Source organism: Alkaliphilus peptidifermentans DSM 18978, assembly GCF_900101495.1.
Classification (GTDB): Bacteria; Bacillota; Clostridia; order Peptostreptococcales; family Natronincolaceae; genus Alkaliphilus_C; species Alkaliphilus_C peptidifermentans.
In genome coordinates, this window is sequence record NZ_FMUS01000011.1 from 85,007 (window position 1) to 99,910 (window position 14,904).

18 protein-coding genes are annotated in these 14,904 nt (G+C 32.1%); 1 reads left to right on the forward strand and 17 read right to left on the reverse strand.

Going from position 1 to position 14,904, the window contains the following annotated elements; genetic code table 11:
* Window positions 1–41: 41 nt before the first annotated feature.
* The 15 genes from BLP68_RS09550 to BLP68_RS09620 form a co-directional block, all read right to left on the reverse strand.
* Window positions 42–752, reverse strand: a complete 711-nt coding sequence (locus BLP68_RS09550) for an ABC transporter ATP-binding protein (protein ID WP_091542891.1) — start codon at window positions 750–752, stop codon at window positions 42–44.
* A complete protein-coding gene (locus tag BLP68_RS09555; RefSeq protein WP_330389126.1) occupies window positions 749–1,441 on the reverse strand; it encodes an ABC transporter permease in 693 nt (230 codons plus the stop codon). The genes BLP68_RS09550 and BLP68_RS09555 overlap by 4 nt, the downstream gene beginning before the upstream one ends.
* 26 nt (window positions 1,442–1,467) lie before the next feature.
* Window positions 1,468–2,811 (reverse strand): replicative DNA helicase, encoded by a 1,344-nt coding sequence (gene dnaB, locus BLP68_RS09560; RefSeq protein ID WP_091542892.1) that lies wholly within the window; start codon window positions 2,809–2,811, stop codon window positions 1,468–1,470.
* 53 nt (window positions 2,812–2,864) lie between these two features.
* Window positions 2,865–3,311 (reverse strand): 50S ribosomal protein L9, encoded by a 447-nt coding sequence (rplI, locus tag BLP68_RS09565; RefSeq protein WP_091542894.1) that lies wholly within the window; start codon window positions 3,309–3,311, stop codon window positions 2,865–2,867.
* Window positions 3,311–5,305 carry a DHH family phosphoesterase gene (locus BLP68_RS09570; protein ID WP_091542896.1) on the reverse strand — a complete coding sequence of 665 codons (1,995 nt, stop codon included), beginning with the start codon at window positions 5,303–5,305 and terminating at the stop codon, window positions 3,311–3,313. Before BLP68_RS09570 ends, rplI begins: the two co-directional genes overlap by 1 nt.
* A gap of 30 nt (window positions 5,306–5,335) precedes the next feature.
* A complete protein-coding gene (locus BLP68_RS09575) occupies window positions 5,336–6,265 on the reverse strand; it encodes a YybS family protein (RefSeq protein ID WP_176758956.1) in 930 nt (309 codons plus the stop codon).
* Between the two features lie 20 nt (window positions 6,266–6,285).
* On the reverse strand, window positions 6,286–6,609 hold the full coding sequence (locus BLP68_RS09580; protein ID WP_091542899.1) for a MazG-like family protein: 324 nt from the start codon (window positions 6,607–6,609) through the stop codon (window positions 6,286–6,288).
* 166 nt (window positions 6,610–6,775) lie between these two features.
* Window positions 6,776–7,789, reverse strand: a complete 1,014-nt coding sequence (locus BLP68_RS09585; RefSeq protein WP_091542900.1) for an FUSC family protein — start codon at window positions 7,787–7,789, stop codon at window positions 6,776–6,778.
* Between the two features lie 391 nt (window positions 7,790–8,180).
* Complete coding sequence (locus tag BLP68_RS09590; protein ID WP_091542902.1) at window positions 8,181–8,450, reverse strand: pro-sigmaK processing inhibitor BofA family protein; 270 nt, start codon at window positions 8,448–8,450, stop codon at window positions 8,181–8,183.
* 155 nt (window positions 8,451–8,605) lie between these two features.
* Complete coding sequence (locus BLP68_RS09595; protein WP_242876952.1) at window positions 8,606–8,908, reverse strand: YaaL family protein; 303 nt, start codon at window positions 8,906–8,908, stop codon at window positions 8,606–8,608.
* Window positions 8,909–9,259: 351 nt separating this feature from the next.
* Window positions 9,260–9,730 carry a Dps family protein gene (locus BLP68_RS09600; protein ID WP_091542904.1) on the reverse strand — a complete coding sequence of 157 codons (471 nt, stop codon included), beginning with the start codon at window positions 9,728–9,730 and terminating at the stop codon, window positions 9,260–9,262.
* Window positions 9,731–9,733: 3 nt separating this feature from the next.
* The gene (locus tag BLP68_RS09605; RefSeq protein ID WP_091542906.1) at window positions 9,734–10,174 is read right to left on the reverse strand and encodes a Fur family transcriptional regulator; all 441 of its coding nucleotides are present in this window, start codon (window positions 10,172–10,174) and stop codon (window positions 9,734–9,736) included.
* 295 nt (window positions 10,175–10,469) lie between these two features.
* Window positions 10,470–11,186 (reverse strand): permease, encoded by a 717-nt coding sequence (locus BLP68_RS09610; RefSeq protein WP_091542907.1) that lies wholly within the window; start codon window positions 11,184–11,186, stop codon window positions 10,470–10,472.
* Window positions 11,183–11,665 (reverse strand): permease, encoded by a 483-nt coding sequence (locus tag BLP68_RS09615; protein WP_091542909.1) that lies wholly within the window; start codon window positions 11,663–11,665, stop codon window positions 11,183–11,185. Before BLP68_RS09615 ends, BLP68_RS09610 begins: the two co-directional genes overlap by 4 nt.
* 2 nt (window positions 11,666–11,667) lie before the next feature.
* Window positions 11,668–11,994, reverse strand: coding sequence for a cupin domain-containing protein (locus BLP68_RS09620; RefSeq protein ID WP_091542910.1), 327 nt, complete (start codon window positions 11,992–11,994; stop codon window positions 11,668–11,670).
* 97 nt (window positions 11,995–12,091) lie between these two features.
* Here BLP68_RS09620 and BLP68_RS09625 point away from each other — a divergent pair, with 97 nt between their 5' ends.
* Complete coding sequence (locus BLP68_RS09625) at window positions 12,092–12,763, forward strand: Crp/Fnr family transcriptional regulator (RefSeq protein ID WP_091542912.1); 672 nt, start codon at window positions 12,092–12,094, stop codon at window positions 12,761–12,763.
* Window positions 12,764–12,904: 141 nt separating this feature from the next.
* On the opposite strand, the gene BLP68_RS09630 is transcribed toward BLP68_RS09625, so the two are convergent.
* Both BLP68_RS09630 and BLP68_RS09635 read right to left on the reverse strand, forming a co-directional pair.
* Window positions 12,905–13,960 (reverse strand): MerR family transcriptional regulator, encoded by a 1,056-nt coding sequence (locus BLP68_RS09630; RefSeq protein WP_091542914.1) that lies wholly within the window; start codon window positions 13,958–13,960, stop codon window positions 12,905–12,907.
* Between the two features lie 156 nt (window positions 13,961–14,116).
* On the reverse strand, window positions 14,117–14,788 hold the full coding sequence (locus tag BLP68_RS09635; protein WP_091542916.1) for an HD domain-containing protein: 672 nt from the start codon (window positions 14,786–14,788) through the stop codon (window positions 14,117–14,119).
* Window positions 14,789–14,904 lie beyond the last annotated feature (116 nt).

The window sequence follows — 14,904 nt, forward strand, 5'->3', positions numbered from 1 at the left end:
TCTTTATTATATTATGAATTTTATATATATAACATATTAAATTATATCAAAATTTCGCCTTTTATAAAATCCCTAGTAAGTACATTCTCTGGGTTTCTTATTACCTTTTCTTTAGATCCAATCTCTATCAATTCACCTCGATACATAAAGCCCACATCTTTACAAATTCTATTTGCCTGCTGAAGATTATGGGTCACAATAATTACCGTTGTCCCGTTTTCTTGGTTTGATTTTTTTATAATTTTTTCCATAATAGCTATTGATGAAGGGTCTATATTGGCAGTTGGCTCATCTAAAATTAATAGTGAGGGATTAAATATAATTGCCCTTGCCAAAGCAACTTTTTGTGCTTCTCCTCCTGATAAGGTCCATGATTTTTGGTTCCTTATTTCCACCAAATCCATTTCATCCAGTATCTTCTCTACTCTTCTAGAAATTTCTTCTTCTTCAACCTTTCTAATTCTTAAGGGGTAAGCTATATTGTAAAAGACTGATCCTCTTAATAGATACGGCTTTTGAAATACCATCGTCATGTTTTGATAAAGATTTGAATTAATTGGCTTCCCGTCAAACAACACCAGCCCCGAGGTTGAAGTTTCTATACCTCCTATTATTTTAACTAGGGTGCTTTTTCCTGCTCCGTTTGGACCAATGATCCCTAATAGAGATCCTTTTTCTATTTCAAGCTTTGGTATATTCAATACCTGTTTATTATTATACACTTTAGTTAAGCCACTAACTTTTATTTTCATCTATAATCACCCTGTTGATAATAAAGTAGTATAGAATTAAGAATAAAGGATATAAGAAGCAAAATTATGCCTAATGCTATAGCTATAGAATATTCTCCCATGCTTTGGAGCATAGCGATGGTTGTTGTCATAGTCCTGGTTTGCCCCCTAATATTTCCCCCAACCAGCATAACTGCTCCTACTTCAGAGATTCCCCTTCCATACCCTGTAATTATTGCCGTAAGTATATTCATTCTTAGTTCCTTAACTAGCAGGATCAATCGCTGTCTTCTATTTGCTCCTAGGGTTTTGCCTAAATTTTGGATAGTTTCTCCTTTTTCTTTTGTTGCGTTATAGACTAATCCTGTAATTATTGGAAATATCAGCACTGTTTGCGCAATGATCATTGCTGTAGGCGTATAGACTAATCCTAAAATGCCTAAAGGTCCTCTTCTAGAAATTAATAAAAAAACAATAAGTCCTGCAATTACAGGTGGAACACTCATCATCGTATATATGAAACGTACAGCCACCTTCTTTAGAGGAAACTCCTTTACCCCCATTAGTATGCCTATTGGTACTGCCATAATACTGGATAAAGCTGCTGCTGTTAAGGATACCATCAAGGAGAGTATGATGACATGATATAGCTCAGCATCTAGAGAAATCAATAGATATATGGCTTCTTTAAATCCATTAATAATGAACATAATTAACTCTCTCCTTAATAATTCCTTTAACTCTCTCTATATTTTTCATAGTCTAAAAACTTTTGAAACTGACCTAGCCATATTAATTCAATTGTTCCTGTTTCGCCATGTCTATGCTTGGCAATAATTACTTCGGCAAGGTTCTTTTTATCACTTTCTGGGTGATAGTATTCATCTCGATACAGAAACATAACTAAGTCAGCATCCTGTTCAATAGCACCAGATTCTCTTAAATCCGACAAAATCGGTCTATGGTCAGCCCTTAGCTCTGGTGCCCTTGATAGCTGGGATAAGGCAATTACAGGGCAATCCAATTCCTTTGCCATTATTTTTAAATTTCTTGAAATTGCAGAAATTTCCTGTTGTCTATTTTCCGTTCTTTTGTCTCCCTGCATCAACTGTAAATAATCCACCAATACAAGACTTAGTCCCTTTTCCATCTTTAATCTGCGGCATTTAGACCTCATTTCCGTTACTGTTATACCTGGTGAATCATCGAAGTAGATTTGTGCCCTCGAAAGGGGTATCATGGCTTGTACAATCTTTGACCACTCATCTTCATTTAAATTACCTGTTTGTATCTTATTTAATTCTACCATTGACTCTGAAGCAAGCATTCTTAGCATTAATTGTTCCTTAGACATCTCAAGACTGAATATTGCAGCTGCTGCTCCAGCCTTAACTGCAGCATTTTGTGCAAGATTTAGTGCAAATGCCGACTTGCCCATTGCAGGTCTAGCTGCAACAAGTATAAGGTCTGACTTATGAAATCCACCTAGCTTTCTATCTATATCTAAAAAACCAGTCGACATTCCGGTAATACCCTTTTTGTTCTCATAAAGCTTTTCTATTTGATCAAAAGTATAAGAAAGAAGCTCACTAATTGGTGTTAATCCCTCATTATATCTGTTTTGCGATAAATCATATATATTCTTCTGTGCTTGTTCTATAATCTCTGTTATTTCAACATCCGTACTATACCCTAGCTGAACAATTTCTTGTGAGGAATGTATTAAATTCCTTAAGGTAGCTTTTTTCTGAACTATATCAGCGTAATACTTAATATTAGTCGCAATTGGTACTCCAGAAGCCAGGCTGGTTAGATAGGGAATTCCACCTATAGCTTCTAATGTTCCTCTAGTTTTTAGCTCTTCAGTTAGCGTTATTAAATCTACGGGCTCACTTCTGTTAAACAAATTATAAATAGCCTCAAAAATCTCTTTATGGGCTTCCTTATAAAAGTCCTCTGACTTTAGTATTTCTAATGCCACTAGGATAGCTTCCCTGTCTAATAGCATCGAACCCAGTACCGATTGCTCTGCTTCAATACTATGGGGTGGTATCATATTAAACATATTAATTCCTTCCATACAGACCTCCTGATTTTAATAAAGGGTTGGAAATCAACTCCCAACCCCGTTTTCTATTCTTCAATAACATTAACTTTTAATTTAGCTATAACATTTGGATATACCTTTAATTCAACCTCTTTAATACCCAGCTCTCGAATTGGATCTGGTAATGTTACTTTCCTTTTATCTATTTTTATTTGATGCTTCTTTTCCAAAAGCTCCACAATTTCCTTTGCAGTTACAGAGCCAAAAAGCCTGCCACCTTCTCCAACCTTTGCTTTTATCTCTATGGTTATCTTTTCTATTCCATCTGCTAATTGTTTTGCTTCTTCCAGCTCTTTATCCTTTTTAATCTGCTGAGATTTTTTTTGCTGATCTAAAGACTTCATATTCCCCTCGCTAGCTTCCATAGCTAGGTTTTTAGGAAACAAAAAGTTACGTGCATAACCATCGCTGGCATTAGCAACTTGTCCTTTTTTTCCTAACCCTTTAACATCCTGTAGTAATATTACCTTCATTACTCTTCACCTTCCTCAAAGTATTCTTCAATAGCTTTTTCTAGTTGATTTTTCGCTTCTTCAAGGGTATATCCTTCAAGCTGAGCCCCTGCCACTGTTAAGTGGCCTCCCCCTCCAAGCTTTTCTAGAATAAGCTGAACGTTAACATCTCCCATTGACCTTCCACTTATAATTATACCATCACTTTTCTTTCCTAGCACAAAAGATACAGTTATCCCTCTTATACTTAATAGCTCATCTGCTGCCTGTGCAGCAACCAATTGTATGTTTTTAATATCGCTACAGGTAGATATAGCTACTGCATTTCTGGTAATTGTAGCGTTTTTTACTATTTCTGCCCTTGCAACAATTGTATCAAAATCGTCTTGAAATAACTGCTTTACAATAGTAGTATCTGCTCCTGCTCGTCGTAGTAGCGACGCTGCTTCAAATGTTCTTACCCCTGTTTTAAAGGTGAAATTTTTTGTATCTACAGATATACCAGCTAGTAATGCTTCTGCTTCTATTTGCTCTATATTTATCTTATCCTCCATATAGAACAGAATTTCTGTAACCAGCTCACAGGTAGAAGATACATAGGTTTCATGGTAATTTAAGACCGTGTTTTCTATAAATTCAGTTCCTCTTCTATGATGATCGATAACAACTATGTTTTCTGTTATATTTAGCAAATCGGGACATTCTGTAAAGTTGGGTCTGTGGGTATCTACCACTATCAACAAGGAATTTTTATCCATTCTCATCCTTGCTTCCTCGCAGGTAATTATGGATTTTCTATACTGATCTTGCTCCATAATTCTATCATATAAGACCTCGATTGATGGATTAGACCCACCCAATACTACATACACCTCTTTATTAAGGTTCCTGGCTGCTCTATATATACCCATGGCAGCGCCTAAAGCATCTAAATCTGATGTTTTATGTCCCATTACGTATATACTATCCGCTTGCTCCATAAGTTGTTTTAGAGCATAAGCAATAACCCTTGCTTTAACCTTTGTTCTTTTTTCTACTGCTTTTGTTTTTCCACCATAAAAACTAATTTTATCACTTCTTTTTACTGCTGTTTGATCTCCACCTCTTCCAAGAGCAAGATCTTTAGCAGCGTTGGCATAATCTCCAGATTGTTGAGGGTTCTCTCCATCTAAACCAATGCCTATGCTTAATGTTATAGGGATTTTGTTTCCTAAATTTATTTCGCGAATTTCATCTAATATTTCAAATTTCTTATTTTCTAACTTTTCAAGGTGTTGGTTCTCGAATACAACTATAAACTTATCGGTGGCGTATTTTCGGATTAATCCATTTATCTTACTGGCCCATATAGTAAGCCTCTGATCTATTTCGGCAATTATCATAGGTCTAATTGCTTCCTCTGTGCTTTGCATTACTTCATCAAAATTGTCTACCTGTATCAGACCTATTACTGACTTTTCATCTTCATATTTGTCTCTAATAACTAGGTAGTCTGTTCTTTCTATCCAGTAAAGCATGATAATATAGTTTGAGTCATGATTTTTTGATAGCTTTATTATATTATATAAAACCTTATAATATCTTCCATTTATATTAACTTCATTAATATTCTCTTTTTTATTTTGAAGTACATCCTTTAAGTTAAACTGCTCAATTATGTCCTGAATATTTTTCTCAAGTAAATCCTTCTTCTCAACAATTTCTGGAAATTTTGAATTATACCATGTTATTGTTCCGTCGAATTCAATAATAGTAAGTGGTATAGGCAAATTCAGTATGGCCTGTTTAGTGGCAGAATCGATGTCTGAAGAAAGCCCTTCAATGTATCGAGTCCACTCTTCTCGTCTAATATTACTAATTCTAAGATTATAGTAAATTAAATAGGCCAAAACAAATACTCCGATAATAGCAATTATGTGATTATAATAGGCCATCGCTATTATAAAGGCAGAAATGATAATCATATAAATACGTGTATCTGGTATTAACATTTTAAAAAATCTTGTCCGTTTCATACGGCAGCCTCCTACATTATAACAACAAATCTATCTTTCTCGTAATTTTCTTATATCAAAAATCGAATCAATCAAGCCAATTAGAGAAATTAGTGTTAATAAAGGGCTTATAATAATAAGCATTAAAATTATTATAATTCTTGCAAATTCTGGCAATCTAGTTTTTCCAAGTATGTATCTCATAAAAGCAATTCCTTGTAGATAAAATACAAATAAAAATATTACTTTTACATTTTCATATAACGCTTCATAATGGATTCCTTCTATAAATCTTGTTAAATATGTTAAGATGAAAATAATGAATGCGCCAAATACAATATTAGAAGGCAATTTGAACTTTCCAAATTCAGGAAGCTCATATTTATCATATCTTAACCTTCTTAGTATAGCTACTGATATATAGTAGTTGATAAAAGCAGCTGCCATAGAATGTACTATTAATAACCCTGGTAAAACTATAATTAAATAGTTAATTATCTCGTAGAGGTTAGCAATACTTATATTCATAGCACTAAACATTTCAGATTGATGTTCTACAACATTCCTAAAGGTATCTCCCAACATATCTAAGAAATTAACCTCTACTATAGCAGAAATCGTTAATATGCTAATAAAAATTGTAAAAGCAGATACTGTAGTTCCTATTCCTATAGTCTTAAATGGGTCTTGTTTTCTCCTTATATAGTATCCCATTACTACTGCAACCGGACCAAATATAATTATTAAGAATAAAGTAAATACAATTTCTGTTAGTATACCAATAATTAAACTAGCAATTACCAAAGAAAATACGGTATACCTTGTTCCTTGCCTTGCGGCTAGAATTATTAATGGAACAGGTACCAAAAACAATAGAACTGTTAGTATAGGTATGTATATTACACTAATTGCAAAAAAAGATGAAATAGTTGCAATTAGAGCAGCTTCGAGTAGTGCTTTTTTATTATTCTGAAATTCCAATTTTAATTCACTCCTATTATCTATTTGCCATGACCCTTAATGTAATGATTAAGGCTTGTTAGCTCTCCATACCATTTCTCTAGATGGTGTTCTTCTATCATATGAAGCTTTGCCTTTTCTTGCACTTTTTTATCAATATCTGAGTAATCAATTCCTATTCTTTTGCCTAAAGAGTATGCCACTAATATTATATTTGCTAATATCTCTAAAAGTTCCTCTTGTCCAGACTTGACACCCTTATTCATTGTCTCAAACAACATAGCTATACTATTGAGTAATTCACATTTTAGAAAATCAATCATTTTAATATTTTTGCCAATATCAATATGATTTTTATTATCCAATTTTCTCACTCCCCCTGTGTAAAAAGGTCACCATCTTTCATGTATATCTATCTTTGAATGATTCTGACTCTTAGTATTATATCAGAAATACTAGATTAGAACAAAGTGTTCCTTATTGTGTACTCTTCTATCATTATTCCTACCCACCTAGTTTCAAATTTCATCACTATTTGTTTGGAAGGAAATCATTTAAAAGGTTGAGCTTTGACAGAAGTTCCTCTAGGTTATATATAACTACCATCATCTTAATTACATCGTCTGCTGAGTACTGATTCACCCTTGGGTCATATTTAAACCTTTTTTTAACCTTTCGTATTAAGTTTATGGCAGGTTGTAGATTTACTAAATTCCTCTGTTTTAAAGATATAGGTTGATTATTCTCTTCTAACAATTCCTTAAGCTCTACAATGTCATCTATAATAAGATCAACCACCTCTCCTTTTACCCCTTTTTCTAGTACGCCATGCAAATTTTTTAGGTGTTGAAAGGTTTCCTTAATTAGCTTTATCCTCATTTGCATTTCGTTACAATTATATTGACCATATACTTTTACTTTTTCTTCCTTTATCTGTAGCTGCAAAAATTTTTCGGATTCATTTAGTTCAAGCTCTATCCCTTCAATTTCTTTTTCAATAAAAAGAAGTTGATTTTCATCACCAAGTATTGTATCAGTTACCTTATCTATACATTGCCACACATTATAAAAAACATTATTTATAACAGTGATAGCCTTTCTATCATAGGTCGGTGGAAAAATCAAATAGTTTACCCCCAGAGCAATACTAATACCAATGAAAGTATCCACTAGTCTATTAATAGCATATATTGTTTGACCACTATTATCACTTACAATTATAGCTAGAAACACAACTCCTGCTATATTAATTGATTCACTCCAGCCTAAACGGTTCATAATATGAATTAAAAGAATTAGACCAACACCCACTAATATAAAGTTAATAGGTGCTATAATTCCAAAAATCACACCTACAAATGCACCAATAAAAGTACCTATCATGCGATTTACGCCTGAATGCCATGAGTCAGATACCGTTGGTTGTATTGCTATTAAAGCAGCAACTAAAGCAAAAAATGGGTATTCAATCTTCAATAAATTTGCCACAAGCATAGTAATGCTTACAGCTATACCTGTTTTTATGGTTCTAAGTCCAATTTTCATTAGCTCACCCGCATTTATTATATTTCAATCTCAATAACATTTTACAATATCATAGTACAACTAGCTACAAAAATATACTCTATGTAACACAAATATGATTTTATTATCTATGTATTAAACCATTTTAGTGATACTCTCCTTATATGAACAAAAGCTCTTCCTGCGTTAAGTTCTATGGATAAAATGCATTTGTTTTCCAAAGGAACCCCTTAAATCCTTAGGATCCTTCGCTGTAACCTACTCATTGATTATAAGGGGGAGCACCTCCCGATGCCAACAGGGGATTTCATCCCCTACAACCACTTTTTTGTACTACAGCCAAATAGAGCTTTTGTATAATTAAAAGAAGCTTTAGGGTTTAATATTCATCCTAAAGCTCTATTTTAGTATTCTATATCATATTAATTATAATAAGTAGTATAACCCCAGGAATTCCTAGTAATCCAGCTATAAGAGCACTAATCGGGTTGATAGCAATATAAAAATGAAAGAAGCCGCCAATTATATTTATTAAGAATAAGAGTATACCACCCAAAATTCCATTCCATATTAGCTTTCCAATAATCTTTATTGGAACTAATAAAAACCAACCGATTATATATAGAAGTATAAGCCCAATTGCATAGGCAACAATAATGTTAATTTCCATACCTAAATTCACAATATCCCCCTCCAGTTTTTATCTTAAGATATTATACATACCTTATCAAAAAATTTGCTGTTTTTATTAAAGTCGCGTTTTATAAGTATAACAAAAAGAGTAGTAAACTACTACTCCCTATATTATATAATACTAATAACATCAATATGTCATCCTTAATGAAAATTAACTCGTATACCTTCTTCTTTTGCTTTTTTAATTAAGTAGGTATATCTGCTCTTTGCTGCTTCTACCTTATAAATTGCATGGTCAATTAAATCTGGGTCGGAAACATTGTCAAAAAAGGCCTCTGCACTTTTCCATTCCTCATGGGCTTTGTATATTATCTGTATAAAATCTTCATCCTCAGTCTTACTACCCTCTTGTATAAGCCCCACCCTCTGGTAAAAACTTTCCACAACATTTGAGATGTTTTCCTTTAGTTTATCTTTTTGATTAGCAATATAACCTTCCTTCAAGATGGATTCCCCCTCCTTAAATAATCTTTATCTAGTAGGTTATCCATATTTTACAAATTTATACTTGATTTTGTGTTTTGGGGCCTTTACTGGCACCCTTAACAATGTAGCTTGATATTGATGTTATATAGAAATAATGCTCTCTTATAATCTATGCAGTAAATTTGTTATCAATGTTTTTATTTTTCTAGTTAGAAATTCAAATAGTATTTCCCGGGAAATATTTTAGTATGCTTATATTTTAATATTTCCTAACCAAATAAAAGGAAAGACCTAGTTAAATGCTGGTCTTTCCCTTTAATAAGGTAATTAATTATTAAAAAATCCTTATACAGAATTAATACAATTCTATTAGCTTAAATATGCCCGGAGCATCCAAGATGTCTTCTCCAGGTTGGCTAAAGTCCCTACCATTAGATCAATTGACACTTGATCATCATTTTCTTCAGCTAATTTGATACCCTTCCTTAAATCTATTATAAGTGTGGAAAAATCCTCTAATAATGATTCTACAATCTCGTCTCCTTTAATACTTTTACTTTCTGCTTCCTTTAATGTAGCAAGTTCTAAATACTCTTTCATTGTAGCTGCTGGTCTAAAGCCTAGCATCAGGATTCTCTCAGCCACTTCATCAATTTCTTCAGCAGTATGATCATAAAGCTCTTCTAATTTTGAGTGTAGTTGAAAGAAGTTCTTTCCCTCTACATTCCAGTGATAATTGTGTAGCTTAGTATACAATACATGTAAGTTTGCTAAGTACTGGTTAAACACCTCTGAAACCTGCTCTCTACCTTTTAATTCTAATCCAATTCTTGCTTCCATAAATTATTCCTCCTCTAATTTTTCTTTTTTATATTTTAGACATTCATTACAAATGCCTTTGTAATATATGCTTTTCACATTAATTTTGAAATCTTTCAATTCCATAACATTTAGTTTATCTGTTTCAATGGTAAAATCAATAATATCACCACAGCTTTCACATTTAAAATGTCCATGCTCTTTCATATCTACATCATATCTAGTTTCATTTCCTTCAATTGTTAGTACTCTAGCCACACCTGCATTTATTAATATGTTTAATGTATTATATACTGTAGTTTTAGATAATGTAGGTATCTCCTTTACAAGTGTATTATAAATTTCATCTACGGTGGGATGGGAGTGATTTTCTTCTAGATACTGAAAAATTTTTATTCTAGGATATGAGGGCTTTATACTATTCTTAGTTAAATATTGGCTAACTTTATCTATGCTCTCTTTCATTAATATCAACTCCTTTCTCCACATAATTTGTAATGGTTTTATTTTTGTAATCATTACAAATTATCTATTTTATATATACCAAGGTTTATTTACTTTAAACATTATTTTAATTTTTATTTTAATAATACTCTTAATCCATTCTATTACCTAAAGAAGAAGGGCAGCGTATTATTCCCCTACAACCCCTTTTTATATAATTGGGTCATGGAACTTTCTTATTTATATAAAAAAGAGAAAAAGCAAACTCTTTGCCTTTCCTCCTAAGCATCACTTTATTTGCATATACTCAGTCATATTAATTGCTAATTGCATTAACCGGACATTTTTCTATTGCCTTATTAACATTTTCTGAATCATTAACATCATTTTCCTTGAATTTTGCTTTTTTATTTTTCATTTTGAAATTTTTTGGTGATATTCTGGTACAGATCCCGCATCCCATACAGTATTGTTCATTAATATTTATTTCTCCACCTTTCTTTTTATGGGTTAGCTCTGTCATAGGTATACTTTCTATTTTTACAATCATGGCTGTTAAGTATGCCATAATAAAGATTGCTATTGTTGTAAGAATCCATCGTACACCCATAAATTTGGGCCCTAAAAATTTAGCTTCATTAGCAAGCATTGGAACCTTAACCACTGCCCATGTACTTAAAATAATAACAATATTAGTAACACTTGCACCCTTTTTCAAAAGCATCTTTGATATAGGAAATGCTGCATAAATAGGTCCAGCTGATAAACTTCCTAAAATAAATGAAAATGCACTACCCTTTAAGCCTGCCCTTTCTCCAAACCCATTCATTATTACTTCTTTGGGAACCCAAGCTTCTAAAATAGCCGTAAGTAGAAAAACAACTGGCATAATTTGCAGCATTTCAACTATATAGTAAATACTATTTTTAACTGCCAGCCCTGCTTTAGCAGGGGTTATTAAAAAAAGCACAGCATAGATTAATAGGACTATTGTCAATAACTTATTCTTATTAAAGTATTGTATTACCTTCATATCAGTACCCCCATTAACAGAGCTATTATTATAGCAAATGCAAAACTCATGCTGTTTCGAGTCAATGCAAATTTTAATCCAAATTCTCGCTTCTCAAGTGGAAAGGTAACAACACCTACCATTGTAAGGGTTGTTAAAAAGGCCACCGATGGGACGATGCTTGCCCCAACATCAACAAACGATCCCACTAATGGAAATGCAACAAAAGCAGGTATTAGTGTAATACTACCTACTATAGCAGACACTATGGTTGAAGCAATGTAATTTGACTGTCCTAAAATATTTTTTATGTTCTCTGGTGGAATAAAAGTCAGTAATAACCCTATTAGTAAGAGGATGCCGAAAATATCTCCAATCATGCTACCCATCATGCTTCTTGCCATTTTCATAGAGCTTACCGTCTTCTCCTTGTTTTTTACCAAAGACAAGAAAAGAGCAGTAAAAGTTAACACCCATAATGAAACTGTAAATATATCCATAATTATTCCTCCCTATAGTGCTGAGGATTTGGTGCCTTCACTACAAAAAATTCCAATATCTCATTATTTCTGTTTCTAACATTCATTTTAGTGTTATATGGTATATTAATTATGTCACCAGTGCCATAGTTCCTTTCTTTTTCATCCTGTAGCTTGATTGACATAATTCCTCTTGTTATAATCATATATACATTTGAGTTAGAAAAGTGCTCTGGTAATCCTGTTCCATTGGATAGAACCATATGATTTAGATTAATACTTTTATCATCAATGATCCTTTCTATGGTCTTTTCATCTGTAACAGTATACTTATATCTTTTTTCTACCATTGTTTTACCTCCTTTAAATTTCTTTAACTCTATAATATAATAAACTTATATTATATGAAGTTACCGTGGTAACTAATTAGAAAAAGGTGATAAAAAAATGGATATTAAAAAGTATGTTGCTTTGATAAAAGCTACAGATTTATTTAAAGACATCCCTTATGAGGAACTCTTAACTCGCTTTACTTTCGATTCTTATTCAATATCTAATTATAAAAAGAGTAGTATTATACATTTTGAAGGCGAGAAGTGCCTGTTTTTAGATATCATATTGGAGGGCCACGTAATTATACAACGTATTGACGAGAACGGAAATGCCTTAACTATAGTAGATTTTCATTCAGGAGATAGTATTGGCGGTAATCTATTGTTTTCAAAGTATCCTTATTATCCAATGACTATTATGGCAAAAACAGCCACAAAAATACTTCACGTAAAAAAGAGTCTTGTTTTAGAGCTATGTCAATTAAATAGTACCTTTTTAATTGAATATTTGTCCTCGATTTCAGATAAAACAGCTATATTAACAAATAAAATTAAAGTCATATCGCTGAAATCAATTAGAGATTCTATTATAGACTTTTTAAAATATGAGTCTTTTTTACAAAACACTACCAATATAAAATTAAATATTACAAAAAAAGAGTTAGCAGAAAGATTAGGCCTACAAAGAACCTCCTTATCCCGAGAATTAAAGAAAATGAAAAATGATGGATTAGTTGATTTTAATGCCAATTATATTTCGATAATTGATGAGACCATCATTAAATAAACTTCTTCATTTAATAAAAGAGCTATTAAAGCTTTTACCATCTGCTTAATGTACATCTTGGTATAAATAGGTTATGAATTTTTATTGCAGCAAAAAAGATGTTCCAAGGCTTATTAATAAGTATTAAATTGCGATAAAAAACTAATAAACGCAGATTACAAAGTTCAGCATATCAATTTTATATTTATCTAATTGCTTACCCTGCTTATTAAATACGGCTTCTAATTTTTCTATATCAGAATAGTATTCGTCATTAATCTCATCTATTTGTTCCTTTGAAAGCTTTTTCATTAATTTTGATTTTTCTAGACTATTCTCAAACATCATATCACCAATAATAATTCTTCCATTATCTTTCAATACTCTCATCATTTCATCAATGGCAAGTTCCTTCTCTTCATCATTCAAATGATGAAATGCATAGGTGGTAACAATAATATCAAACTCATTTCTATCGAATGGAATGTTTAGAAATTCTCCTAATCTTACTTTTAAATTAGGAAACTTTTGCTTTGCTACATTTAGCATTTTTCTTGATTGATCTATTCCAACAATATCATATCCTTCGACTAAAAACTTTTCCGATAGATTGCCTGTTCCTACGCCTATATCCAGTATCCTTACATTATGTTTTTCTATATTAATACCTTTAATAGCCTCCTCATATACCGTACTTAAAACATCATTATAGTTTTCATAAATTTTTAGCTCCCCAGAGTCATTCTTTACCGATATATCATAAGTTTTTGCCCAATCATCAAAGTCCCATCTGTCCTTCCAGCTTGCTTTAATCTTTCTTATTTGGCTTATCCTTTTAGCCGATTCCATTATTTTATTAAGCTTATTCTCACCTTTTGAATCATATATATCATCCATAATCCCTTCAATAGAGTCTCTCATTAGTCTTAGTCTATGTATTTCATCATTTATCACCTCCCATTGCTTATAAAAGTGATCAATAATATTATCCTTAATAACCTCGTCTAGAATATTCTTTATGTCATCTAACGGGAGGCCTAGCACTCTGTACATAAGTATTGTTTGTATTCTGATTAAATCATCATTGGTATAGTATCGATAGTTGTTGATAGTATCTCTTTTAGGTTTTAGAATTCCTTTCTTTTCATAGAATCTTAGTTTATTTGTAGTAATACCGAAAATTTCAGCTGCTTCATTAATTGAGTATCTTTCATTCATATTGTTACCTCCTTAAATTCCTATTTGATTTAAGTATAAACCTTAGCCCAAAGCTAAAGTCAATACTTTGTTTTCAGTAAAAAAAAATGGCGTAAGAATGGGTCATTCCCTCTTACTGGCCATGATTTTTATAGGCTTTATCCTTTTTTTATAGGTTTATATATTACTTATCTCCATTTTTAATCTGGCAAAATACTCTTCCATAAATTTTAATCTTTCTATAGCCAGCTCTTTTGCTTTTTTTGTATATAGCTTTTGGGGAATTTTCTTAAACTTAACCTCATACTCAATAAATGGTGTATGCTTTGATAAATTCTTCAATCTCCCGTTTTCAACTACATTTTCTTTTTCATATTTATCCATTGATTCATTTCCAACTAATCTTTGTCCAAATTGCCCTGCTAGCATAAAAGAACGGGCAATTCCAGTGGCGCCGATTGCATCTAATTTATCAGCATCAAAAAGAATTTTTGCGTCTATTGTTTCTGGTTCATTTCCTGTTCTAAATCTATGTGCTATAATACAGTGCTTTATCTTCATAATCTTCTCTTCATCATATTTTAGGTCTCTTAATATATCCTCTGCCATTTCACTCCCTAACACTGCATGGTCTATTTTTCCTGTTTCATCTTGACTTTCTTTTACCCTTGCAATATCATGCAATAATGCAGAAGGAATAAGCACATCTAAATCAACTTTTTTTTCGTGCTTTGCCAGTAATACGCAAAGATTATATACTCTAAGTACATGGTCTAAATTATGTGCTGAGCAGCTTAATTGACAATTAACGATTTCCAAAATCCTTTTATGTTTTCTATCAATTTTCATCGTATTACCTCCATTATTAGCTTTCTTATTTGGAAAACTGCAACATGAGTTTTCAAATATCATTTTTTTTATTGTTTAAGAGAATAAGGTTATGAAAAGATTGTACAATTAGTAAA

Bases quoted from the DNA above. Each gene is read 5' to 3' on its own strand.
- BLP68_RS09550 (WP_091542891.1), bottom strand. From the start codon at position 752: ATGAAAATAAAAGTTAGTGGCTTAACTAAAGTGTATAATAATAAACAG.
- BLP68_RS09555 (WP_330389126.1), bottom strand. From the start codon at position 1,441: ATGTTCATTATTAATGGATTTAAAGAAGCCATATATCTATTGATTTCT.
- dnaB (WP_091542892.1), bottom strand. From the start codon at position 2,811: ATGGAAGGAATTAATATGTTTAATATGATACCACCCCATAGTATTGAA.
- rplI (WP_091542894.1), bottom strand. From the start codon at position 3,311: ATGAAGGTAATATTACTACAGGATGTTAAAGGGTTAGGAAAAAAAGGA.
- BLP68_RS09570 (WP_091542896.1), bottom strand. From the start codon at position 5,305: ATGAAACGGACAAGATTTTTTAAAATGTTAATACCAGATACACGTATT.
- BLP68_RS09585 (WP_091542900.1), bottom strand. From the start codon at position 7,789: ATGAAAATTGGACTTAGAACCATAAAAACAGGTATAGCTGTAAGCATT.
- BLP68_RS09600 (WP_091542904.1), bottom strand. From the start codon at position 9,730: ATGGAAGCAAGAATTGGATTAGAATTAAAAGGTAGAGAGCAGGTTTCA.
- BLP68_RS09605 (WP_091542906.1), bottom strand. From the start codon at position 10,174: ATGAAAGAGAGCATAGATAAAGTTAGCCAATATTTAACTAAGAATAGT.
- BLP68_RS09610 (WP_091542907.1), bottom strand. From the start codon at position 11,186: ATGAAGGTAATACAATACTTTAATAAGAATAAGTTATTGACAATAGTC.
- BLP68_RS09615 (WP_091542909.1), bottom strand. From the start codon at position 11,665: ATGGATATATTTACAGTTTCATTATGGGTGTTAACTTTTACTGCTCTT.
- BLP68_RS09620 (WP_091542910.1), bottom strand. From the start codon at position 11,994: ATGGTAGAAAAAAGATATAAGTATACTGTTACAGATGAAAAGACCATA.
- BLP68_RS09625 (WP_091542912.1), top strand. From the start codon at position 12,092: ATGGATATTAAAAAGTATGTTGCTTTGATAAAAGCTACAGATTTATTT.
- BLP68_RS09630 (WP_091542914.1), bottom strand. From the start codon at position 13,960: ATGAATGAAAGATACTCAATTAATGAAGCAGCTGAAATTTTCGGTATT.
- BLP68_RS09635 (WP_091542916.1), bottom strand. From the start codon at position 14,788: ATGAAAATTGATAGAAAACATAAAAGGATTTTGGAAATCGTTAATTGT.